This is a genomic window from Porcincola intestinalis (assembly GCF_009696445.1).
Lineage (GTDB): Bacteria > Bacillota > Clostridia > Lachnospirales > Lachnospiraceae > Porcincola > Porcincola intestinalis.
On the sequence record NZ_VULZ01000002.1, the window covers coordinates 15,801 to 39,737 of the forward strand.

General features: G+C 52.0%; 13 protein-coding genes. 2 read left to right on the top strand and 11 right to left on the bottom strand.

The window, feature by feature from the left end; all coding sequences use genetic code 11:
* Window positions 1-111 precede the first annotated feature (111 nt).
* From FYJ35_RS02225 to FYJ35_RS02240, 4 genes are all read right to left on the bottom strand, one after another.
* Window positions 112-1,305 carry a hypothetical protein gene (locus FYJ35_RS02225; protein ID WP_154522552.1) on the bottom strand — a complete coding sequence of 398 codons (1,194 nt, stop codon included), beginning with the start codon at window positions 1,303-1,305 and terminating at the stop codon, window positions 112-114.
* A 13-nt stretch (window positions 1,306-1,318) separates the two neighbouring features.
* The gene (locus tag FYJ35_RS02230) at window positions 1,319-1,972 is read right to left on the bottom strand and encodes a hypothetical protein (protein WP_154522554.1); all 654 of its coding nucleotides are present in this window, start codon (window positions 1,970-1,972) and stop codon (window positions 1,319-1,321) included.
* Window positions 1,973-1,985: 13 nt separating this feature from the next.
* Complete coding sequence (locus FYJ35_RS02235) at window positions 1,986-4,067, bottom strand: NlpC/P60 family protein (RefSeq protein WP_205839666.1); 2,082 nt, start codon at window positions 4,065-4,067, stop codon at window positions 1,986-1,988.
* 76 nt (window positions 4,068-4,143) lie between these two features.
* Window positions 4,144-6,393 carry a C40 family peptidase gene (locus FYJ35_RS02240; protein ID WP_154522558.1) on the bottom strand — a complete coding sequence of 750 codons (2,250 nt, stop codon included), beginning with the start codon at window positions 6,391-6,393 and terminating at the stop codon, window positions 4,144-4,146.
* A 101-nt stretch (window positions 6,394-6,494) separates the two neighbouring features.
* On the opposite strand from FYJ35_RS02240, the gene FYJ35_RS02245 reads away from it, so the two are divergent.
* Window positions 6,495-6,770, top strand: a complete 276-nt coding sequence (locus tag FYJ35_RS02245) for an AbrB/MazE/SpoVT family DNA-binding domain-containing protein (protein WP_154522560.1) — start codon at window positions 6,495-6,497, stop codon at window positions 6,768-6,770.
* A complete protein-coding gene (locus FYJ35_RS02250) occupies window positions 6,767-7,171 on the top strand; it encodes a putative toxin-antitoxin system toxin component, PIN family (protein ID WP_154522562.1) in 405 nt (134 codons plus the stop codon). The genes FYJ35_RS02245 and FYJ35_RS02250 overlap by 4 nt, the downstream gene beginning before the upstream one ends.
* Here FYJ35_RS02250 and FYJ35_RS02255 read toward each other — a convergent pair.
* The 7 genes from FYJ35_RS02255 to FYJ35_RS02285 form a co-directional block, all read right to left on the bottom strand.
* Window positions 7,162-9,591, bottom strand: a complete 2,430-nt coding sequence (locus tag FYJ35_RS02255; protein WP_235906334.1) for a VirB4-like conjugal transfer ATPase, CD1110 family — start codon at window positions 9,589-9,591, stop codon at window positions 7,162-7,164. The genes FYJ35_RS02250 and FYJ35_RS02255 overlap by 10 nt on opposite strands.
* A gap of 15 nt (window positions 9,592-9,606) precedes the next feature.
* Complete coding sequence (locus tag FYJ35_RS02260) at window positions 9,607-10,053, bottom strand: PrgI family protein (RefSeq protein WP_154522566.1); 447 nt, start codon at window positions 10,051-10,053, stop codon at window positions 9,607-9,609.
* A gap of 21 nt (window positions 10,054-10,074) precedes the next feature.
* Window positions 10,075-11,115: a type IV secretion system protein gene (locus tag FYJ35_RS14920; protein ID WP_154522568.1), complete on the bottom strand. Its 1,041-nt coding sequence runs from the start codon at window positions 11,113-11,115 to the stop codon at window positions 10,075-10,077.
* Between the two features lie 97 nt (window positions 11,116-11,212).
* A complete protein-coding gene (locus FYJ35_RS02270) occupies window positions 11,213-11,851 on the bottom strand; it encodes an MBL fold metallo-hydrolase (protein WP_154522570.1) in 639 nt (212 codons plus the stop codon).
* Between the two features lie 79 nt (window positions 11,852-11,930).
* Window positions 11,931-12,251: a hypothetical protein gene (locus FYJ35_RS02275; protein ID WP_154522572.1), complete on the bottom strand. Its 321-nt coding sequence runs from the start codon at window positions 12,249-12,251 to the stop codon at window positions 11,931-11,933.
* Between the two features lie 178 nt (window positions 12,252-12,429).
* Window positions 12,430-21,234, bottom strand: coding sequence for a SpaA isopeptide-forming pilin-related protein (locus tag FYJ35_RS02280; protein WP_154522574.1), 8,805 nt, complete (start codon window positions 21,232-21,234; stop codon window positions 12,430-12,432).
* 129 nt (window positions 21,235-21,363) lie between these two features.
* Window positions 21,364-23,919: a phage/plasmid primase, P4 family gene (locus tag FYJ35_RS02285; protein ID WP_235906320.1), complete on the bottom strand. Its 2,556-nt coding sequence runs from the start codon at window positions 23,917-23,919 to the stop codon at window positions 21,364-21,366.
* Between the last annotated feature and the right edge of the window lie 18 nt (window positions 23,920-23,937).

The following is a 23,937-nucleotide window of genomic DNA, read 5'->3' on the forward strand; positions in this document are numbered from 1 at the left end:
GGCTACGCCGCTTCCATCTCGTGTGCGATGCACACTCGATGTCCGCGGTCGCCGCATAAGCACCTTCCCATGCAAGCATGGGCGGTGCTTAACGGCTCGTCACCTTACAAGTTAAAGGCCGCTGAACTTGAATGAGTCAGCAGCCTTGTCGTAGGTTCCTTCGATTGTCTCTCCGGTATTCAGTTCGATCGTGAACAGCGCCCGGTTCTGCTTCGGCTGGATCTCGTAGCTGCTCAGGGTCCCGACCAGTTCCCCGGTCTTGCCGCTCTTCAGCACATAGTCAAATGCGGCGCTGTAGAATCGATCCTCTCCTCCCGCAAACTTGATCAGGTTCGTTGAAACCTGAAGGATATCAAAGGAAGTGGTCACCTCGTGGGAAGTTCCGGATGATCCGCCTGAGTAGCCGCCTCCTCCATAGTTTCCCGATGAACCTCCGGACGAGGTTCCGGTTCCTGCCTGCGAATTGTCCGAAGATGAGGATGCAGTCTCGCTCTGGGAAGTCTCACTTTCCCGTTCCACTTCAGTAAAGAGATATTTCTTCTCCTTCGAGTAATACACAGCAAGTGCTTCCCACCTCGGATCATTGTTGAAATAGATATAGTGGTAAACCTGACCCTCATCCTTCTCACCCTTGTACTCTTCTTCTGAAAATGTTACATCGGTCACTCCCTGATACTCGGACATTGCCGAGCTGATGTGAAGCTGGTCCCCCAGCTGCTGAAGAAATACCTGATCATCAAACTGTCCGCTGTAGGACTGAAGAATGGAAGCCGTCAGTCCGTGGATCGTCAGATTGTAGGGATTGGTCTCCGGCGTCTCCATCATCGTCTCCGGTTCTGTCGATGCCTCCGGAGCTTTCTGCTCCTCCGGCCGTTTTTCCTCGTCTGAGAACTTCAGGTTCACCAGGACATCCTCATCCGGCATGACAAAGTTGATCCTCTTGTTGCTGCCATCCGCATCATTCACCAGGTAGGAATAGCTGGTAGAAATGTCATTGGTGGCGTTGATCGATACGTCGTCGAAATACTTACCCTCGACCGGGTGGACCACCAGGGCAACCATTTCCTGCGGAGTGACGGAGAGCATCAGCTTCTCGTCATCCTCCTTTGAAAAGAGTTTCTTGTCATATTCGATGCTGCCGTCCGCGCTCTTGTAGATCAGAACGCTGTGCTTTGCCGCTTCTGTCTCGACCGGTGTCTTCGGCTTCCGGACGATAAAATTCAGTGTGACAAGCCCGGCAATGGCCGCCGCCATCACGACCCCTGTGATCAAAAGCGGTTTGTTGTTTCGTCTGTTCGGATACATGTCCGTCTCCTCCTCATCTGTTGTAGGCATAGACACTGTAGAAGTCGTATGCCTTGCTGTACACGACGATGTAGTCCTGCGAGTAGGTCTTCTCTCCTGACTTTGTGAAGACCCTCACCATGCAGCGGATCTCATCGTCCGTCTCGTCGAGCATTTCCTTCAGCTCCACTTTTGTCACCGTATAGAGGTCGCCGTAAGCCTGATAGAAATGGTCCGAGATGGCATGGTCAAACTCGACCGCACGATCTCCGATAAAAGCCTCCTGCACACCGGAGTAGGCTTCAGTGATTTCGGGGTGAAAGGACTGGCGGAACCTCTGAAGGCCCTCGTCCTGCTCTTCCTTCTGTTTCTGAACCTCCTCATCAGTGACCGGAAGTCTGTCAGAGCCAGAAGATGCAGAAGGATTCTGCTTCGCCTCTTCCCTGGCTTTGTCTTCCTTCGGCCGTACATCACCATCATCGTTTTCTGTTTCAGAAACATCTCTCCCGCCTAATGTTTCTGCATATCCCGGCCCGCTTTCTGTCGCAGCCTCCGTCTGCTCCGTCTCCGTATCAAGACCATCCACCAATTTGCTCGATCCAAGATCGATCAGGTATGGCAGGTAGACCGAGATCAGAACGGCAATGCAGAAGATCAGAATGTAACTTCGCAGTTTCTTTTTATCCATGCGCTTTCTCCTTTCATGCTCCGAAGAACCAGTTGCCGCCGATCTGGACTGCATTCGCCCCTGTTGTCTTTCCTTTCCTGCTCCGGAAACTCGTGAAGCTGTGGTTGCGGATTCCGCGTCTCAGACAGTCATCGACCGCCTGCTTCACATAGTCCGGAACATTGCCGTTCAATCTGGATTTCCAGTATCTGTCCATCGAATAGCAGTACTGGCCCGGAGCGGTCAGCTGACTCAGTGCGTTACCGCCTTCATATCCCCACTTGCCGGATTCGGTCCGGTTCATGGCTGAGGAAATGACTGCCAGTGCACCCTGATAGGATCCGTTGTCTTCCTGAGCGACGATTGCCCAGATAAGCTCCATCTGCTTCTGCGAATACTCTGTCCCATCCGTCCGGAAGCCTGTCTCAGCGATTCCTTCGTTTTCATCCTGAAGGATGATGTAACGCCTGATTGAAGTAATGGGCATGAAGTCCACGTTGCTGATCATGGGGCCGGTTCCCGGATTCTCCGCTGTGTTGTAGGAATGGCCGCTACAGTGAACGACCTTGCCGTCTCCCAGATAAATGCCCACATGCGGATTGCTTCCCCAGTAGACGACGTCTCCTGGCTGAGCGTCCGACACATCCGGAACGATCTCTCCATTTGCCCCCTGGTCCTGTGCGATCCTCGGGAGATTGATCCCGAAAGAACTGAAGATACTCTGCACAAAGCCTGAGCAGTCCGCACCATAGCTGAGACTCGTTCCGCCCCAGACATAAGGGATTTTCCCGACAAAGGTCGTCGCGTACTCTGCAATCTCCTCTCCCATCGATGATGCCGCAGGCTTGACCGAGCTCAGCGAAAAGTAAAGGGAACGGTTGTCCTCCGGATTGATCAGTTCCGTTGCGAGATTCTCATTTCCCGAATCCTGTAGGATGCTCGCAACACTGCCTCCGCTGAAAAGATCCGACCTACGGATAAATCCACGGACATCGCCTGACTCGACAAAGTACCAGTCTTTTTCGTCTTGAGGTTCCGCCAGGATGTAGACAAGACTTCCTGACTGGACCTCACCGACTGCTCTTGCATTCTCTTTCGGGTACTCCAATACCTTTGCCTTTGTCAGGACAAGGGCGGAATCCTTATCAGCCAGAACATCCTTCGTAGTCGTCTGCGTGTAGGTGAAGGCTCTGTTGTCAGCGATCTCAATATCAGACGTCGCAGTCTCAAACCCCTTCTCCCCGATCAGGTCCACCATCTCAGTCGTATCGCTTCCCGACTCCAGCTTGGAAGAAGGAATAAAGCCTCTGACATCGCCGGACTCCACATAGGACCAGTCGCCGATGGACTTCAGCACACAGACCAGTCCGAAGAATGGGATCTCACCGACAATGGCTGACTTCTGATCCGGCTGTTCGTAGATCCGGTTGCTTCTTTCTCCCTGAGCGATTGCATACTGCTTTTTTACCTGAGAGAAACGGAAATCTCTCCTGAAGTACCAGCTCGGGTCCCAGTAGCTGCCGTTGTAGTAATAGCTGCCATCGGAATAGTCTTCTTCCGTCTCGGATTCTGATTCCTCCTCCGGTATTTCATCGAGTAAGATCTCCGTCTCAGATTCTGTTTCCGGTTCTGTCTCTGTCTCCTCTTTGTCGGAGATCTCTGTGCCTGTTTCTGTCTGAAGTTCACTTTCCTGTTCTGTTTCCGACACCCTTTCGCTGGATCTCTCTGACTCAGATACTCCCGACGGCGATTCTGTTCCTTTCTCACTTTCCTTTCCGGATTCAGTCTCCGGAGGACTCTCCGTTCCTTCTCCCTGATTCTCCGACGGTTTTGTTTCTGTCTCAGGCATCTGTTCCTTCTCCGCTGCCTTCTCCGTAGACGGATCTGTTTCCTCAGGTAAGGCCGGAGCTGTTTCCGTGGCTGCTGTCTCATCACTTTCCGCTTCCTTTTCTGCGTTGTTTTCTGTCTGTCCGGCTGACTGCGTTTCCACAGGGCTTTCTGTGAGCGGTACCGGCAGCGTTTCTGTTGAAGGTATCCTCTCCGCAGCAATCACCAGCCGCTCCGCTTCCGTCTCAGCCGCTGGCACAGAAAAGCAGCCGCCCGTGACCGTAGTCATAAGAACGGCTGCTCCTGAAAGCAACGCTGTTATTCTTTTGAATTTCATGATGTTTCTCTACACGCTCCTTTCCGTGTTAATGGCCAAAGAACCAGTTGCCGCCGATCTGTACTGCATCCGCTCCGGTCGTCTTGCCTTTCGTGCTCCGGAAGCTCGTGTAGCTGTGGTTGCGCTTCCCTTTCTTCAGGCAGTCATTTACCGCCTGCTTCACATAATCCGGGACATTTCCTCCCAGTCTTGCCTGCCAGTAGGTATCGTTGCTGTAACAATACTGTCCTGGTGCGGTAAGCTGTGCCAGAGCGTTGCTGCCCTCGTAGCTCCAGGTAGGTGATTCGACCCGGTTCATGGCGGATGAAATGACCGCCAGAGCTCCTTTGTAGGAACCGTTGTCTTCCTGCGCGACGATCGCCCAAATCAGTTCCAGATCCGACTGAGAATAGTTGGTAGCATCCGTCCTGTGACCGTACGTCCCCATGCCTCCAAGCCCTCCGGAAATGTTTCCCCGCCCGGCTACGTCAGCGGTCAGTACTCTCCTCACCTCGAAATACTGATGATACTCATTCGAGATGTGGACACCGCCGGACTGGTGAATGATCTGATTGTTCCCGATGTAAATGGAAACATGCGTGGATCCATTTCCATTCGGCTGACCTTTTACATGAGCGCCTGTGCGGTAGTAGATCAGGACATCTCCCGGTTTTGCCTGGGCGAGAGAATCATAGGCGATATGCGTTCCCGCCTGAGACTCCATAGCTCCGGTATCTCCGCCGATCTCGTATCCGAAATGGTTGAATACCCCGTGCACAAAACCGGAGCAGTCGCATCCGCTCTGCCATGCGGTCGGGCTGCCTCCATGGCCGCCACCCCATACATAAGGGATTTTTCCGATCCACTGCTTGGCATACTCGATCAGTTCCGTCGCGTCCGTGTAGGCATAGACTTCATTGTCCTCATAAGAGGTGGCGGTAACTGTTCCCATGATTGGAATGAACATCATCAGAAATGGCAGGATCAGTACCATCAGAAGCGGGATGATCAGGATGACAAGTTTCTTTCTGACCAGTGCCCGGATCGCCTTGAGTGCGTCTTCCGCCATCTTCCTCAGAGCTTTGGCTCCCTTCGCCATAAGACCGAAGGATTGACCTGCCTGCTGTGTCATTGCCCGGCTCTGTTCATCCTCTTGCATCTGCTCATTCCGGAACTTCTGCATCTGGAATCTCTTTGCCAGGGAACTTACATCCGCCTTGGAAAGTTTGCCTGTCAGCTGCTTCCGGTACTCTCCTTTGACTGCTTTTCGTACCTGTTTTTCATAGGCAAGCTGGGCGGCAGCCTTCTGACCGTCTGAGGAAAATCCTGCATCCTTCAGGATCTGACTGTAAGCTCCGGAAAACCCTCTCTCCAGGTAAGCGGTTCGAAGGGAAGCGCTCTGCAGGGCCCTGCTGTTTGCTCTGTCCACCCTGCCGGCACTCACCGCTCGAATGGCCTTCTGAATATCAGCTTTCTCTTTCTTTGTTCTTGCACCAGCAAGAAGGCGCTGCTGGTAAGAAATAGCTCCCGGATGGCCTTGCAAAGTCTTGTTCTTCAACGCATCGCCATTTATCGATATTTTATTATTTCCTGATTCGGTATTTATCGATACGTTATTTCTGACGCCTGAACTTGTCCTTGCACCTGATATTAGGCTCGGATCGGAACCCGCTCTGAGGCCTGTTTGGGAGCCCGCTTTTGGGCCTGCCCTTGGCCTGGCCGATTCTCTCCTTGCTTCCTCCTTCTTTGCTGCCACTTTCTGAATAAGTCCACTTGATTCACTCTTATCTTTGCTGCCCGGAAAAACAGACTCAATCGACGCATCGTTTTCTTTATCCCTGCGAAGCGTGGTTGAAAATATTCCCTGGCTTTTAAGAGTTTCTCTTCCCTCAGTAGTCCTCTTCGTTTTTTCCTGCAGACGGTATTTCAAGGCAGACGTCTGTTTTCTTTCCGCCCGAGGTCCAGACGATATCCTCTGCCCGGACGCCGCCATCCGCCTGATCCCGTTCTGATCCTTTGCATCCAGCCTTACCGCGGTCTTTGCCATAGCTCCACTCTGGATCTTCCGGTCAACCTTCTTCTCTATCTCAGACAGAACCTGTTCCCGCTGTCTTTGAGGCATGGAAAACAGTACCTTCCGATACTTCTCCGGAAGCTCTGCGATCACCTCCTCTCGGAGAGCAAAGGAGCCTCTGATCTTCATGGAAGAAATCTGCCGCAGCTGCTGATCCGGATTCTGAAAGGACGGTCCCTTCTGCTGACGGATCCGAACATCCATCGCCGTCTTCATCTGGCGCATGATTCTCACCTTCTTTCAATTTGTTCTTGCATCATCATGAAACTCGGATAAAATAAAAGTAGGGGTTCCCTACTTCCCTACTTTTTCTGGAGGTATTTCATATGAACAGCACGGTATTGGTTAATGATGCAAAGGTCATGTCCAAAGGACAGATCACCATCCCGAAGAACATCCGGGAAGCTCTCGGTGTCACAACTGGTGACCGCGTTACATTTCTTGTTGAAAACGGCACAATCACGATTATGAATTCCGCTGTCTATGCCCTGAAGAAATTCCAGAGCCAAATGGCTGGTGAGGCAGAAAAAGCCGGATTGTTCTCAGAGGAGGATGTCGCAGACTGGATCACACGATCCCGCAGGGAGGAGAACGCTGAATGAAGATCATGCTTGATACCAACATCCTGATATCAGCTGCACTTTTCCCTCGTGGTACGGTGGCAAAAGCACTTCTGAAAGCTCTGAACCCTCCTTTTGAGCCAGTGGTCTGTGATTACGTGGTTGATGAACTCCGCCGGAAATTCAGGGAAAAGTTTCCCGACCGGATGACTGAACTGGAAGCTTTTTTATACAATGCTCTTTCATTCATCACTGTTGTAGAAACTCCTGATATCAAGGTGGAACAGGAAGCTTCCATTCGTGACCCTAAGGACCGCCCTATTCTCAGAGCAGCACTCAATGCCCATGCAGACCTGTTTCTTACAGGTGACAAAGATTTTCTGGAATCTTCTGTAAAAGATCCTCGAATCATTAGTGTCACAGAGTTTCTGAATCAGGTATGATTATCCAGCTGCCCATACAGGAACTCCGGCTTTTTCACTTCTCCCTTCACCCGGTTTTTCCGGATCTTCGCCAGTTCATGGAAGTTGGTGTTGAAGAGCTGGTACATGGCGGAATCCTTTGGAAGTCTTCCGTCACAGGGAATGACCCTGTTTCCAAACTTGAGCAACCCGCATCCGCAGTCCGGATTGCTGATATACTGCATCAGGTTCGGTGAGATCCCGAGCTCTGTTTCAAGCAGGTGTCTCTCGTTCTCCTTCAGGTTCAGGAGCATCAGAAACTCGCTGTTGCAGAGCATCGACTCGACCGCCGTCGTTGTCAGAAGGTCCGCCACATTCTGCGTGATCGCTGTGCAGAGACCGCCCATCTTTCGTACCTCTCTCCAGATCTTCTCCAGGTAGGCCGCGGAGTACTGATTGTGGGAGAGATTATGGAACTCATCTATGAATACCCATGTGCATCTCCCTTTCTTTGCGTTTTCCGCGATTCTTGATCTCACGGACTCCAGCATGATGATGATTCCCATGCCGGATTGGGAACGGTCGATGTCCGCCATCCCGTATGCAGTGAAACGATTCTTCGTATTCACATTTGTCGGCTTGGAAAACATGTTCATGGCACCGGTAACAAACAGTTCCATAGAAAGAGCCAGCGCCTGCGCCCGTACCTCCGGCTGCTCTTTCAGAATCTCGTAGAACTCCACCAGAGTCGGCGTCCTGAAGTTCTTCTCCCCGACGCCCCTATAGATCTGCTGAACCACACGGCCGATGATGGAATTGTCCTCCGGCTCCATGCTGTTCTCCTTGATCTGTGAAAAGATGGAGAGCATCAGGTTGGTCTTGTCCTTCAAGAACGTCGACCTGGAATCCATGTACTGCAGGGTGTCCGTGTCCAACGGATTGATGTAGTGTTTCGACGTCGAGGAGAAATCGATGAACTGACCGCGGAAGTAATCACAGATTGCTTCGTACTCATTCATCGGGTCGATGACGATGATGTCGTCATCCGTCGTCAGAAATATCTCCGTGATCTCTTTCTTGGTCTCCATGCCCTTGCCTGAACCGGAAAGGCCCAGGATAAAGCCATTTCCATTCAGCAGCGTCTTCCGATCCCCGATCAGGATGTTGCGGCTGATCTGGTTGACCCCGTAGGCGATTCCACCCGGCTGATACAACTCATGCACGATGAAGGGTGTAAATGCGGCCAGCGGCTGTGTCAAAAGCGTATACATATTATCGGTTTCCCTGGTTCCGATAGGCGATGCGGTATTGAACGCTTCGATCTGGTTTCCGTAAATGGTATCAAAGTGAAGTCCTTCTCCCTCAGCCGCTGAGCAGAAAGCAATCACATTGCTTTCAAGCTCCTGTCTGGTAGCACCGTTGACCACAGCATAAAGCGCCACATAGAACAGCTTCTCGTTATTGTCATTAAGGACATCCAGCATTTCCTCCACTTCACCTTTTTGCCTTCGGACATCATAGGAGATATCACTTGACCATGCTCCTGCTCTGTTTCGGGTCTCCTGCTGTTTCTCGATCGTCCTTCCTACATCCATGTACAGGTCAGTAAGCCGTTTTCTCGAGACTTCCATCGGAATCGCCGCAACATCGATGGTCACTGAACACTGAAAGTTTCCTGAAAGCAGTTTTGCCATGATATTCGGGTTGATCCCACTCGGCAAAGTCGGAAGAAAAAGGACTCTGGAATAACGATTATCAAACTGAAGAGTTGTCTTATCAGGAGACCCGTCGTCGGATGGATACCCCACGCACTGAGGCGCGACCAGATCTTTCCAGTCCAGTTTTCCCTTTGTAATCTCGTCCCATGTCACATTCAGCTGTCTGTCTTCTCCCATATGCCAGAACGCATACAGATATCGGAGCCGGTCTGCAGCATTCATTGGAATCAGTGCGCTTTCCATCTTGTTAAAATTCATCGTGATGTTCGCTTCAATTGACCTGAAATATTCTCTGGCCGATTCAACCGTCTTCTTTTTTACTCTAACCACGAAAATTCTGGTCTGAGTCAGACCTGCGTGCCCTTCTGTAACACGCCCGGAAATATACTTGTTGAACGAGTCGATCATTTCAGAGAACTGTCCATTTCTTTCCCTGATGAAAACATCTTTCCTGATCTGCTCAAGATTCTGATTGTTATTGATCATCAGGATCTTGAAGTTAACATTCAGGCTGTTCAGCAGCATGCAGTACCGTCTCAGAAAATCATCCTTCTCAAGATCATCCATCGTCGCAAAATTCGTGTCCTGGAACAGATAGGCTTTATCAAACTGAAACTCTGCTCCTCTTGGGCCATCCTCCAGCTGAAAGATTCCGTCCTCTGCGATCCGGTACACATGGATCAGCTGCTGTACCGTTTTAGGTGGGTGATACAGCGGTCTGGTCAGATCCTTGTAATCTTTCATTGGTCTCACTTGCCGTCACCTCACTTTCCTTCTGTCTTCTGTTTTCTGTCTGCTTTCCAATTCACATATCGTCATTTCTGTTTCGAGATACAGCTTCTTCGGAATATCTTTCTTTACCTCTAATTCTGTATCTGACGGAGGTGTCCCGGTGTTCAGCCAGAGCAACATTTCCGGCTGAAAATAGAAGACTGGCTGTTCTTCTACTTTCTGTCTCCTCCGAAGATATTCACCAAAACTGATCCCATGAATTCTGATAAAACCGGCAGCGATGATTGGAAACGCCACCGGAAGGGTCAGATACATCGCGAGTGATGCGTTCATCTTCAGATACAGCAGAAAAAAGGACATCATCAGTCCGCTTACTGTAACTGCAGAGACAGCATACAGTGTCTGTTTCATTGTCAGGCCTTTGAAAAAATCGTCCTTATAAGCATCCAGATTCGGATTAACCGGAACCATCATCTTTCTCACTTCTCCTTTCCATCATCCAAGTCCCAGGCAGGACCTCACCACTCCGTCTGCCCCCTTCACACAAGCCGCCGTGGCCACCATCGGCATACAGAGATTGAAAATCGCCAGCATCATCTGCACAGTGATATCCGCGCTGTCTATCGTGAAGTTCAGCGCCGCCGAGGCAAACAGACCAAAGCTCAGCTTGATTGCCAGGGCAATCACGAAGGCTTCCAGACAGTAGGCCGTAAAGGTCTTCAGCCATGCGATCCCGGTCTGTGAGAATTCGCGCCCGCCGGCAAAGCCCGCGAGCGCTACCGGGGCAAAGGGGATACACATATAAACCTTGAACAATCGCTTGATCACTGCGACCGCAACCTCGACCCCGGACACAAGAATGGTAAACATCCCCACCAAACCCCCGATCAGTGCAATCAGCCCGGCAGAGAACCAGGAACTCCCTTCGCTCTCTCCCGTATCTTTCAGTGATTCTTCCATGCTGTCGAAGACCTGGTCTACTGTCTGCTTCTTCTCATCCGATTCCGTAATCTGGATCGTGCGCGCCAGTGCAAGCGAGGCATTGTTGATACCCCTAACCAGCGACAGGGAATTCGTCACCAGTGATATGGTGATGGCAAACCGGATGAACATCTTGAACATGGATTCCAGGGTAAATGTGGACCGGATATCGATGCTGTCTTTCAGCCACCCGGCCACGAAATAAAAAATCGTAAGTGACCCGGCAATGGCGAGAAACACACCGTATACCGCTGATCCCGATACGATAGACCATGCTCCGAACTGTCCTTCCGAGTTCTTCTGCACAAAGTTCAGGGCAACCTGCGTGCAGCTCTTCCAGATAGAAAATCCACAGTTCAGAAGGGCTCTTCCCTGCGCGAACATGATGCCGCCCAGCCATGTCAGCATCGGCGACAGAACCGTTTCATACATCGCATTCGCGGCCTGCCCAAGCTTGTCACCGACCCAGCTTCCGATGCTGGTCATCCAGCCCGGGAGCTTTATTGCCAGGAGCATTGGCTGTATCGTTAATAGCTGCCACATCGTTTCATTCACCTCCCTTCTCCTCAGGGTAAAAGAAAGCACCGGTCCGCATTCTGCACGACCGATGCACCATTACTTTGTTATTGTTCTTTGATGCAGCTTCCGGGAATCAGTACAGCATCTTGATCTCTGTCCTGACCGGAGCCTTCACTCCCGCGGCAAAAACATCCGCGTCCTCTTTCTTTCCAACGATGCTTCCGTAATGGGTCGGAATTGCGACAGACGGACAGATCGTATTGATGAACTCTGCGGCCTTCTTTGCATCCATCGTATAAGTCCCGCCGATTGGAACGAGTGCGATGTCACATTTCACATCGCGGTTGTCCCTGTTCATGTCGGTATCGCCGGCGATGTAGATCCGCTGACCGTCAATCTGCAGAATGTAGCCGACCCAGCCGGCACTCTTCGGATGAAATGGCTTCAGGTTGTTGTAAGCAGCGACCGTATCAAATTCCAGGCCACCTATTCCGTAATGTTCACCGGACATCACAGAATGGATCTCCCCAACGGTCGATGACACCTTCTCAGCCTGCGGCAGCATCTTCGCCGGAACAACCAGAACAGATTTCTCATTGCTGACCTTCTCAATATCCTCCGGTGAAAAATGATCATAATGGTCATGCGTAATGAGAATAAAGTCGGCATCCTTCGGTGTCTCCCTCATCTGGAACGGATCAATATAGATCCGGCGGTTTCCGTCTGTAATCCGAATACTGCTCTGGGTAAAGACTTCAATATTTTCCGTCATCTGCTTTCATCCTCCTGCCTTCCGTAATTCTTTTCTCAAGTATAGCAGACAAGCATCATAACTGTATCGACATATGCTGTCACTTCAGCAGATTGATGATCGTCGGGGCCAAGCACATCAAAATGCCGGCAACAACCTTCTTCAGGGAGTCGGTCTGCTGGGCGGTGTCCCTGGACTGGTAAGCGGAAGCGAATTCGAACACGCCCCAAGCCAGGACGATCGCACCGGCAGCCGTGATGATCGTCGTGACGATGGAATACAGATTGTTGATTTTGCCCTGCACCTGCGCTGCCGCAAACGCATTCATAGGAGTCATCAGGAGCAGTGCCATGGTGGCAAGCGCTGTCACCATGGCTTCCCGGTTGAATTTCATGTTTGCTTTCTTCTGAATCAGATTCATGTAGGCTCTCCTCTCTCAAAGTGGATGTGTGACTCACAAGTCTTATCTGTAGGTGCACACATCTCACCTGTTTTATGAATAGAGCAAACGCTCCGGAGAATTGTTCCCCGAAGCGTTTGCTATTATCTTTATGTTGTCTTCAGTTACTTGTTGCATCAGGCTGCCAAGTTCGAGAAGATCACTCTTCCGAATCGTTCTCCCTCTTCTTTTTCAGGATGAGAAGAAGGACGATTCCAGTTGCCGCAGCTCCGAGGATTCCCACATACGGCAGAATCGGTGAGTTATCACCGGTCCTGACCGGGGCCGTCGTAGTTGTGCCGCCGGTCGGATAAGATCCGCCGCCTCCTGAAGGAGTTGATTCGGTGGTCGTCTTCTTCTTTCCGGTCAGATCGATCTTCTCCTCCTTCGGAGCATCATACATGGTCACATGCTGAACATCTCCGTTATCAGCGACTGAGAAGGAAACATTCTCAGCCACATCGTATCCGGACGGAGCCGTTACCTCGGTAAGCGTATAAGTACCCGGAGTCAGGTATGCGATCTCATGCGGAGTCGTTCCGGATGTCCAGGAATCAATGACCTTGCCGGTAGAATCACGGACTTCCAGTTTTGCTCCCGGAAGCTCTTCTCCGTTCTCGCCGTCCACGATGTCTTTCTTATGAATGACAACAGTAGTCGGCTTATCGAGCATGGTAACCGTCTGAATCTCTCCGGTATCCTTCACCTCGAACTGCACATCATCAGCCTTCATGTAGAGAGCCGGAGGTGCAATCTCGGTCAGGGTATAGGTTCCGATTGGAAGCATCTCGATGTAGTGCGGTTCCTCCGCGGAAGTCCATTTCTCCACCTCGTTGCCCTCAGAATCCTTGATGACCAGCTGCGCTCCGGGCAGTTCCTTACTGTTGGTGATATCCTCCTTGGAGATCTTCAGTTTCGTGATGTCGTCCTTCATCTGGTGAAGCTCGCTCTTGAAGTCATCCTCAACCGTGAACTCGATGCTCTCAGCCGTCACATATCCGTCAGCCGGTCTGGTCTCGGTCAGGATATAAGTCTTTCCGGCTTCCAGTCCGGATACCGGATGAGCTTCCTTTCCAGAGGTCCAGGTATCAGCGGTCTTTCCGGTCTCCTTCTCGACAACAGAAAGATGCGCACCCTCAACTTCTTTCTCACCAGTCAGGTCCGTCTTGGTGATCTTCACCTGCTTATTAACCAGGTTCAGCTGATCATTGGCATCCGCCTGATCAGATACCGTGAACTCAATCGGAGAGGCAAGGACATAGCCTTCCGGCGCTTCGGTCTCGATCAGCTTGTAGGTCTGGCCGACAACAAGGCCGCTGACTGCATGAGCAGTTCCATCGGACACCCAGTTGTCGACGATCTTTCCGTTCTGGTCCACGACCTGCAGATGGGCGCCAGCAATCATGGTAATTTCGGTATCCACCTTGCTGACCAGAATCTGACGGTCGACAAAAGCGATCTTCTGATCTGCGTCCTCCTTCGTGACCGTGAAGTCTCTCGGCTGAGCAATCGCAAATCCTTCCGGAGCACTCTCCTCAACCAGACGGTAGGTATGTCCGACGATCAGACCGCTTACCGCGTGAGCCTTGCCATCAGAAGTCCAGGAATCAATCAGTTTTCCAAGGCCCAGTTTAGTCTCTGCTGAATCTGTATCTGTGGCAGTTGTTTCACCGGCAGTGCTGCTCTCTTCCGGAACATCAGTGCCTTCCACAAATGTATCGGCCTTATCTGCAGTATCCTCGGTTGAATTTACCACAGCCTCGGCTTCAGTTTCGGTGGCCGACTGATTTTCTTCAGTCTGGTTTTCTTCTGTCTGAGCAGGAGTTTCCTCTGTCTGCTCTGTCTCGCCCTGGCCTTCCTCAGCCTTTTTTATATCCTCTGTCAGTTCGTAGACTGCCAGTTTTGCTCCGACGACCGGATTGCCCAGTACATCAAGCTTGTCAATGGTGACCCGCTTATCCTTCATGGATAGCGTCTGATTCTGTCCGTTGTCCGGGACAGTGAACTCAATAGATTCTGCGACCGCATAGCCTTCCGGAGCGGTCACTTCGGTCAGTGTATAGGTCTTTCCGACTTCCAGTCCGGAGATCGGATGGGCTTCACTTCCGGAAGTCCAGGTATCGACTGCCTTCCCGGTCTCCTGATCGGTTACCGTCATCTGTGCGCCAGGCACTTCCTTCTCACCCGTCACATCGGTCTTGGTCATGGTGACCTGCTTGTCGACCATCTTTACCGTCTTGACGGTGAATCCGTCGTCAACCGTAAAGTCGACGTCAGAAGCCCTGACATAACCTTCGGCAGCGATCTCCTCATGGAGGGTGTAACTGCCTCCGACATGGAGCCCGGAAATGGCATGCGGCTCCCCGCCGGATACCCATTTGTCGACTTCCTTGCCCGTCTCCTTGTCGGTGACCGTCAGAGTAGCTCCCGGTACTTCCTTCTCCCCGGTCACATCTGTCTTGGTCATGAAGACCTGCGTGTTGGTCAGTTCAAAGGAATCGTCGGCGAACCAGTTCTTTGTGACCGTGAATTCGATCGGGTCCGCCAGGACATAGCCTTCCGGAGCCTCAGTCTCGACCAGGGTGTACGTCTGCCCTGCCTTCAACCCGGATACCGGATAAGCACTTCCGTCGGAAGTCCAGGCATCCACGGCCTGTCCCTCGCTGTCCCTGACCTCCAGCTTTGCGCCGGCGATCATGGTGATCTTCGTGTTGACCTTGCTGACCAGAACCTTCTTGTCCATCATAGTGACGGTCTGGTCGGCCAGATCATCGCTGATGGTGAAGTCGATCGGCTCCGCCTCCACATATCCCTTCGGCACCTTCGATTCCACCAGCCGGTAGGTATGTCCAACCTTCAGATTGGAGGTGTCGTACTGCTTTCCGTCCGACTTCCAGGCTTCAACCGGCTGCTCGGACAGGTACTTCGTCCCGTCCTCATGGGAATGAACCTCGTAGATTTCAAGACCTGCCTTCTTCACGCCATTTCCGAGAACATCCAGTTTCTGCACGATGAGTTTCTTGTTAGTCATAACGACCTTGCAAAGTACTCCCGTGTTCGTCACCTCGAACGGGATATCCGTCGCAAGCGTGTAGCCTCTGATGGACTGCTCCTCATGCAGCGTGTAGTTTCCAAGCGGAAGCCTGCTGATGCGGTGGGGTGTTCCGTCGGAAGTCCACTCCGCTTTCTGCTCCTTCCCCTTGTTGTCCTGATACACAGCAACATTTCCCTCTGCATCCAGGACCTGCATCTTCGCACCTTTCAGCTCTTCCCCATTCATATCGACTTTGGAGAAATCCCATCTGGTGTACTGGTTCCTGCGCATCGTTTCCGCCTTATCGGACTTGGTCTGTCCGTCAAGTGGATTGCCCTTCTCATCGGACATGAAGACGTAGCCGTCCTCATCAACGGTGAAGTAGGAAGGTGTGTTGTCCAGGACGTAGCCCGGAAGTGTCGCCTTCTCGGTGATGGAATAGATTCCGGTCTCGACATACTTGACCACGACCGTTCCATCATCCTTCGTCACTTCCCTGCCACCTGCGTAAACGTCTCCTGCTCGGGTCCTGTCTGCGTCCGCTCCGCCGATCCGGGTGATGTCAAATGTAACTCCGCCCAGCGTCCTGGTCGGGTTGTCATCTGTCCACTCGCCGTTTTTGTCAGCTGCCCATTCATACTTGGTCAGCTTGACCGTTGTAGGCTTGTTTTCGGCTTCGATCTCAACCGTAACGACCGGAGTGTACTGGTCTTTGTAGACGAGTTCGAACGGATGCTCCGTCGGATCCAGGGTGTAGCCTTCCGGCGCCTCGATCTCAGCGGTATGGTACTTGCCGAGATAAAGTTCCTTTGACTGTCCAACACCATCTGTTCCGATGACCACGGTGTCGACCTGGTCGCCTTTCTCCGCCTGAACGGTCCCGTCTCCGGAAATGATCTTCTCATCCGCGTAGACACCGAACTTTGCTCCGGCGATCCTCTCCTTTGTCTCCGCATCGGTCTTGGTAATCTTCAGGACGCCCTTGACCTCCTGGTCTTTCTCCTGCCAGGTGATCAGCTGGTCCCAGGTGTTGGCCTGGTCAACCTCGAACTTCGTGAATTCCGTGTTCAGAACATATCCGTAAGGAGCCTCCAGTTCCTTCAGGTAGTAGGTCCCGACCTCCAGTCTCTGAGGCAGATAAGCCATGCCCTCCTCGTTGGTGACGAAAGTGGAGACTTTCTTATGGTTGGTGCTGTCCTTGAACTCAACAACCGTCTTCTGGTCATCCTTCAGGACCTGGATCTTTGCACCGGCCCTGAGAACCAGTTTTCCGGAATCCTTGTCGATCTTGGCCAGCTGGATCCATTCGCCATGCTGGTCCTGATAAATCCCGGTCTGGATCAGCTGCCCGTCGATGATGCCGGCGTCCTTCGTGCCGTTCACGTGAAGATTGCGGATCGTCCCGAATCCCTTCGGGACTGTATCTTTATCTTCGATGATTGTGTAATGGCCGTAAGGCAACCTTCCATGCGGATATGCATCGTCCTTCGTTGTCGCGTATCCTTCCGAATTCGTCTTGATCGAGACATATGGCTTTGCGCCTTCTTTCGGATTATCGCCGTCCATGTCCGCATCCAGATAAATGTCAAACCGGATGCCTTCCATGGGCTTGAGTTTATCGTGCGGGTCTTCCTCATTCAGCTCCGCCTGGACCTTGTGAATGTCCACATCGAAGCGGATCACATCGTCCTCCGCGGAAATGGAGCTCAGGTCCATCATGGTCCCTTCGTTCTCTTTTCGGACAGAGAACATTGTAGGAATGAACTTTCCTCTGAGGTTGTATCCTTCCGGTGCTTTGGTCTCTTTCAGCTCATAGGTTCCATACGGAAGGTACTGTTCCGGAGACAAAGGATCTCCGTTCACATCCTTGCTTGCCGGAGAACTGAATTCTCCATTTTCATCCGTAGTGAAGGAACGGATCTTATCTCCCGGCTGATAGACCTTGCCATCCACAACGACCGGATGAGCGGAACGGTTGATCAGATCGAACTCTGCTCCCTGAAGGGAAGCCTCACCCTGAATGGGATTTCCGTTTGGAGTGGTCTTGTCAGCACGGAACTCCGCCCCTGTTTTATCTGTCAGGGTGCAGAGCTTCTCAGCAAGCTCGAGGTCCTTCTTCCGGTACTTGAATCCTGCTCTCTGAGGAATGTTCGCATGCGGGTCCGTTTTCGAATAATCTGCAAGAGTCTTCTTAGTGATCGTCACTGGCAGAGTCTTATCCGAGAGAGTGTATCCTTCCGGCGCTGTATTCTCACGAACGGTATATTTTCCGGTTTGAAGAAGATTGCCGGTCGTCTGGCCGGTCCCGTCATCCCCTGTGGTAATCGTCGTTGCCACCTCACCCGGGTGGATCGCCTTATCCGGAGCGGTATGAAGGACGACATCAAAGTCATTTGCGTTGATGACCTCAAACTCTGCCCCTTTGAAAGTTGCGTCACCGTCCGGAGTCGTTCCCTGCTCTGCGGAGATTTTTCCAAGCTTCAGGTCGCCGAAGGTCGGGATCTCCTTCAGATCTTCCGGATCCACGGGGGCACTCTGAAATTCCGGCTGAGTGGTGCTGCTGTACATGACACCATTGCCGCTCTGCTGGATCTGCAGTTTCCATACGATGCTGTTGAGCTCGAATCCTTCCGGCTCCTTCGTCTCCTGCACGGTAACGCAACCAAGCGGAACTACATTTTCCCCATAAGTCAGAGAACCCGAGACCAGATGTGCCTTGTCCAGAGCCGCTGTGTATTTCCCGTTCGCGTCCCTGATCGTTTTGATCACCCAGGTCTGCTTCGCGTTTTCCTCCGGCTCGGGGCTGTCATAGTAGTTCACCGTGAGCTCTGCTCCTTCGGTCGGTCGGCTGGTCCGATACATCGGGTCAACGATCTTATTGACCAGGCTGTTCAGGGTACCGTAAATCGGTTCATCCGCCACCGGGATCTCCTGTACGCCATTGGTGGACGGGAAAATGCCCCAGCTGAAAGGTTCGACCGCCTTATATCCATTCGGTGCAGTCGTCTCAGAAACCTGATAGCTGCCCGGAGCAACTTCGACCGTCTCACTGTCTCCGTTCCCATCGACATGAAGTTTATAGGACTTACCGTTCAGCGGATCTCCTGCGACTCCGGTGTAGGTCAGAGTGAATTCTGCATTCGCCAGACTGTACATGCGGTTGTCTTTTGTGACCACCGTATTTGCGGAACTTTTCTTTATCTTCACAGGGACCGGGATAATCTGGTCCTCCACATCCTGGCCAGGTGTTGCCGGCGCCGCCGCGGTATTAGCCTGAGTCAGCGCAACCGGAAATACATTCGGGTTGATCTCCGTTCCTGTCGGAGAAGCGACCTCTTTTACATAAACAGTCGCCGGACCGGACAGGAATACTTCCGCAAGATTGGCATTGCCGTTCGCATCGGTGATCAGCTGAGCCGGTACACCGGATTCATTCGTCGCTATCTGAGTACAGCCCGGATCGCGATAAACATTAAAGAGCGCTCCGTCGATGCGGATATGGTCGCTGATGTTCGTGTAATATTTCTGCCCATCCAGCACGATCGACTTCTTCAGTGTAAGGTATGCCGGGAATCCGCTCGGATGATCGACAAGCTCGACCTCCTCGGTATCCTCAATGCTGAAGGTGAACTTGGTGATGGTATTATCCCTGAGCCATCCAGCAGGCGGAAGCTCCTCAATTACGTAATAGGATGTCTTATCCGCATAATCTTCCTTGAGTTTCTGACTCGCTTTCGTCAGTACAACACGCTCGACAAGATCATCTTTTACGGCCGCCTTCTGCTTTTTGGTAGTCGGTTCCCCAGCCGCATAGATCTCATTCGCTGCCTGCGCAGAAGCCTTCTTGGAATAAACTCTGTACGCAACGCCGGACATTCCTGCCATCCACACACCGGTAGAGCTGTCGACCTTCAGGAAATAAACTCCCTTGCTGGGTACTTTCCTGGTGAAGGAACCGCCTCCTGCAAGGTTCTGCCAGGATGCCGCGTTGTCGTTATGCCAGTTGAAGGAGTAGCTGTACTTTGCCTTTCCTGCGGAAGTAAGCTCTACAGAATAGGTGATGACAGCCGTTCCATACTGACCGACCTGCGGATTCATGTAGGCGTGGCCGGAAGTACATCTGCTTGCATGGATCGTTCTTCCTCTCCAGGCACCTTTCCCATTGGTAAGAGTGATATTGGCTCCCTGGAACTTATCGTGAGGCCCCTGTGCATTTGCGGAAATGTATCCTCTGTACCGTACGGTCGTCTTCTTTGCGGCAGCGGCACGTAGGACGACTGGTGCCTTCGGCATTGCAAATGAGACCGTGACAGGCACGCCGGCAAGTTCTTCGCCGGAACCATCCGGAGTTTCTTCCGTCGATGCGCTGTCATCATAGTCAAGATAGACACCCTGACCATCTCCGCTCTTATTCTCCTCGGAGAGGATCTCCTGCTCCGAAGCATCCGCGTCAGCGTCCACCGCCATTGCACTTGCGGTACTGATAGCAAAATCTCCCTGCGGAACAACCGTAGCGACAACTTCTTCGCCAGGCTTGTACTCGGTCTTGTCTCCTTCTACCGAAATGGAATAACTGGAACTGTCCGGAACAACCAGCGGGTATTCCTCAGCCTCTGTATCTGATTCCGTTTCTGCTTCGGTATCCGCCTCCGTTTCAGGCTCTTCAGATATTTCACTCTCCGCAGACAGGCCCGATTCTGAAATAGCTTCAGTCTCAGTCTCAGTCAGAATCTCCTGTTCCGTTTCAGAAAGCACCGCAGGGTCTGGATCAGCATCGTCGTCCTGGTCCTTTTCCTCAGTCTGCTGCTCTGTCCCTGATTCCTGCTCACCGGAAGATTCGGTCTGTGTCCCGGACTCTCTTACCTCGGTGACCCGGACCGGGCGGACCGTATACCAACTTTTCCCGGTATTTGCCTCATCCACCCTGTAGACAACATGGTACAGCCCAGGGGTTCCATACTCCACTTCGTTGTCGATCAGGCTGCTGGTGCAGGTATCCTGCGGATAGGTCACATCATCAAACTTTGACTCCGCCGAAATCTCCGTGACATCGATTCCGATCTGCAACTCAGGAAGCATGATAACTGCTCCCTGGGAAGGGAATCCATCCACATCGAGATTGGAAGAACTATCTTCAGATCCCGCATCCTGCTGACTGGTTTCCTCCTTTCCGGGAGCTTCTGCATCCTTCTCACTGGTTTCTCCCTGGACTATAGCGTCCCCCTGATCATCGGCCACTTCCGCAGACTGTCCAGACTGATTGGATGTTTCATTTACGTCCGATGTAACATTTCCATCTTCTGAAACGGTCCGTTCTGTCATTCCAGCGGTATTCATCACCTGATTTGAACTCTCCACAGCCGCCGTTGTCTCCGCCTGCACCTGATGCCATTCCGTCTTCATCCACAGGTCGGTGTCCGGCATTGTAAATGTGATCGTGTCCTCATCCTTCCAGGTGTAGGGATACTCGATTCCTTTCTTTTTCTCATAGTCCTGAATCGAGATATCCTCACCCTGCAATTTCAGCTGGTCGAGCTGATATGCAGGATCTATGATCACGTCGAGGTTGACTTCTTCCCCCTCTTTGTATGAGAGAACCGTCTCCTTCTTCTCGACATCTTCTGACAAAAAATGCGTCTGGTCATACATAAGACCAAACGCATCTTCATTCATTAATGTAATCTTGAAGTTCGGAGCTTCCGTACTCAGCTGCTCCGGGGCATCCGCGGCAGAACTCATCTCTTCCTGACTGGATGCTGTATCCACGGATGCCGGCTCCGGTATTCCCGGACTTTCCGCTGCATCCGCCTGCATCTCTGTTCCTCCGCCCGCCTGATATTCACCCGCATATGCGGTCAGCGGACTTATCAGGTTTCCCGCAAGCATCGCCGTGGAGAGAACAACCGATGTAATTCTTCGTCCAAACTGCATTCCTTTTCTCCTCCTCGAATATCTGTTTATTTGTCTTGTGACACTCATGACACTCTTTTTATAACTTTCCTTATAGAGAAAAATTTTTTCCTATAGGAAACTTTAATATCAGACTGTCATGACCGTCATTCAGCTGCTCAGAAACGGGTTCGAGCTGTCATCCTGCCTGATCTGCAGCCCCCTGATGAAGCGTCCATTTCCCGTTCTGTGCTTTACAAACCCCTTGTTTTCCAGCGCTGCATAAAAGTCCGCCGTGCTCCTCGTATACTCGCCCATCTTCAGGGAATTTTCCCGGTAAGTCTGATAAAGTTGTCCGGACGGCGCCTCGTCCAGGGGATCATCCGTTATATCGCAGCACTCTGTAAGGAACTGCGTGAGCCAGTCATTCTGCTCCCGGTATTCGCTGATGGAGTCCCTGACGGTCTCCGGCTCGCTGATTCTGAAACCGCTGTCGATTACCTTCTTTGCTCCTTCTATAATCCAGGAAAGGACAGCAGGACCTGCTTTCAGCTGAAGCTGATCTCCATAATTCTTGGTGTCCGACTTTCCTTCAAACTTCGCCCGGAAGGGAATCACGATAAGTCTTCTCCAGATTCCATCGTCCGTAGCTCCCACCCTCGGCAAATGGTTTGTGTACAGGATCACGGTATGGGTGGGCGTAAATGAAAATGGCGCTTTGTATTTCTTTTCAACGAAGAGGTCGTCCGTCGAACAGAGCTGTTTGATGATGGAAGTGTTCAGCCGTTGTCCTTCCTCCAGCTCCGCCGCGATGACCAGTCTCTTTCCGAATACTTCAGCTAATTCCGGCTTGATGTTCCGCCTGCAGCCGACTGTCAGTGTATCTGCGGACAGTCTCCCCGAATAGGATCCCAGCACATGCAGGATCGTATTCCAGAAAGTCGACTTGCCATTTCTTCCTGCTCCATAGGAAATAATCAGTGCTTCCACATAGACTTTTCCGACTGCCGCAAGCCCCACGACTCTCTGAACGTAATCGATCAGCTCCTGGTCTCCGAGAAAAATCTTGTCCAGAGCATCCAGCCACAATTCTTTTCCCTGCTCTCCTGGGTCAACGGCTGTGGACTTCGTGATGAAATCCCCTGGCCGGTGTTCCCTTTTCCCCGCAAGTCCCTTTCTCAGGTCATAGGTTGCCGATGGGGTGTTCAGCAGGAATTCATTTCTGTCAAAATCGTGTACATCAATCTGAACCAGCGGTCTGCAGGTATCAAGTGCCGCCTTCAGATATTTCCAGTTCCGACGGTCGAGGACAAAGGACTGATAGGTCTTCGCGTCCAGATAATCCTCATAGAGTTTCATCTGCCTTTCCGAAAGACCGGTCTTCATCCCCTTCTTCCTCTTCCGGACCGCCTCCGCAGCTTCCTCCATCGTCGCTCCCGAATCCAGGAGCGCTCTCCTCGTCTTCGACATCAGAAGGTCTGCATCTGCAAGCTGAAGGTCTGTGAGCTCCACCTCCGCACCTACTGCCAGTTCGCCGGACTCCCGCCACTGCGTCCCGTCGTAGCGCATGTAGTCGAAGGCAGGGCTGTAACGCAACTCTTCCCCATACTCTCTGGCCAGGACCCTTGCCTGACCCAGATCCGTATAATCCTCCGGCTTCAGGGAACCTGCGGAAGGTCTGTCGGCCGTGCTGCCCTGGTTATTTCCGTGGCCCGGCGGTCCTTTTCCTGTATTTCTGTCACGCTGTTCCTCTTTACCTTCTGCGCTATCTTCCACACTCTCAAAGTCATCTTTTCCATAGCCCTCAGGATTGACATAGCCCTCTTCTGACGAAACCCTTTCCCTGAACCTGCACGCAGATTTCCAGATTGATTCAAGCTCCCTGTCCGGGAGAGGCGGCCTGCACCTTGCTGCTTCCTTCAGGAAAAGCTGACGAGCCCGCTCTCCTTCTCCAAATCGAAGGATAGCTCTTGCCGCATACCGGCTGAGGGTAGCATTCCTGGAACCTTCCGGGATTACAAACAATCCGCCCGATGGATCCTTCTGCTCCTGCGGTGTGGTGGATACAGATATTGAGAACGTAAGAATCTCATTCCCAGCATTTTCATTTACAGGCGCTGTGTCGATAAGCGCTGCTGTCTCATGCTTCTTCTCCCACGCTTCGATAAACCGGTCGATCGTAAGCTTTCCTTCATGCCAGATCACTTCGTCCGGCTTTACCTCACATCCGAAAACAAACCTTGCGGCATCAACAGCATTCGGATCGAAGAAAGGGAAGCATCTCTGTACTTTTGCCTTCAGCTCCCCGTACTTCTGAAAAGAAGTCTCTGCTCTAATCGGAGCAAACACATGAAAACGAGGCCTTGCGGTCTCATTTCCTTTGGGGACCATGTTGTGACGGCTCGGCGTGATGGCAAACGCAACATCATGAAATATCTCCACGATTCTGTCCGGCGTAGTCCAGTTCTCCGGATCCCCTGTTCCGCTGTTGTCCACATCCCAGAACGCAGCATCCGATGACTCAAAATTGTCGTTCATGCGGTAGTTGTCCTTATACCTGGCACAGACAAGATCATGTCCTGCCGCCCGGCACAAGTCCGCCGGCGACCGGATCACCATGCGGATCGGATACCGACAGTTGGTCCGGTTCTGGACATATCGGCACCCGTAAAGTTCAAAGCACATCTCTCCCAAATCCAGCCACTCCTTTCTGTGATTGCAGTTCATAATGCTCCGCCCGATGGT

Excerpts from the sequence above, each read along its gene's own strand:
- FYJ35_RS02225 (WP_154522552.1), bottom strand. The coding sequence starts at position 1,305 with ATGTATCCGAACAGACGAAACAACAAACCGCTTTTGATCACAGGGGTC.
- FYJ35_RS02230 (WP_154522554.1), bottom strand. The coding sequence starts at position 1,972 with ATGGATAAAAAGAAACTGCGAAGTTACATTCTGATCTTCTGCATTGCC.
- FYJ35_RS02235 (WP_205839666.1), bottom strand. The coding sequence starts at position 4,067 with ATGACTACGGTCACGGGCGGCTGCTTTTCTGTGCCAGCGGCTGAGACG.
- FYJ35_RS02240 (WP_154522558.1), bottom strand. The coding sequence starts at position 6,393 with ATGCGCCAGATGAAGACGGCGATGGATGTTCGGATCCGTCAGCAGAAG.
- FYJ35_RS02245 (WP_154522560.1), top strand. The coding sequence starts at position 6,495 with ATGAACAGCACGGTATTGGTTAATGATGCAAAGGTCATGTCCAAAGGA.
- FYJ35_RS02250 (WP_154522562.1), top strand. The coding sequence starts at position 6,767 with ATGAAGATCATGCTTGATACCAACATCCTGATATCAGCTGCACTTTTC.
- FYJ35_RS02255 (WP_235906334.1), bottom strand. The coding sequence starts at position 9,591 with ATGAAAGATTACAAGGATCTGACCAGACCGCTGTATCACCCACCTAAA.
- FYJ35_RS02260 (WP_154522566.1), bottom strand. The coding sequence starts at position 10,053 with ATGATGGTTCCGGTTAATCCGAATCTGGATGCTTATAAGGACGATTTT.
- FYJ35_RS02270 (WP_154522570.1), bottom strand. The coding sequence starts at position 11,851 with ATGACGGAAAATATTGAAGTCTTTACCCAGAGCAGTATTCGGATTACA.
- FYJ35_RS02275 (WP_154522572.1), bottom strand. The coding sequence starts at position 12,251 with ATGAATCTGATTCAGAAGAAAGCAAACATGAAATTCAACCGGGAAGCC.
- FYJ35_RS02280 (WP_154522574.1), bottom strand. The coding sequence starts at position 21,234 with ATGCAGTTTGGACGAAGAATTACATCGGTTGTTCTCTCCACGGCGATG.
- FYJ35_RS02285 (WP_235906320.1), bottom strand. The coding sequence starts at position 23,919 with ATGAACTGCAATCACAGAAAGGAGTGGCTGGATTTGGGAGAGATGTGC.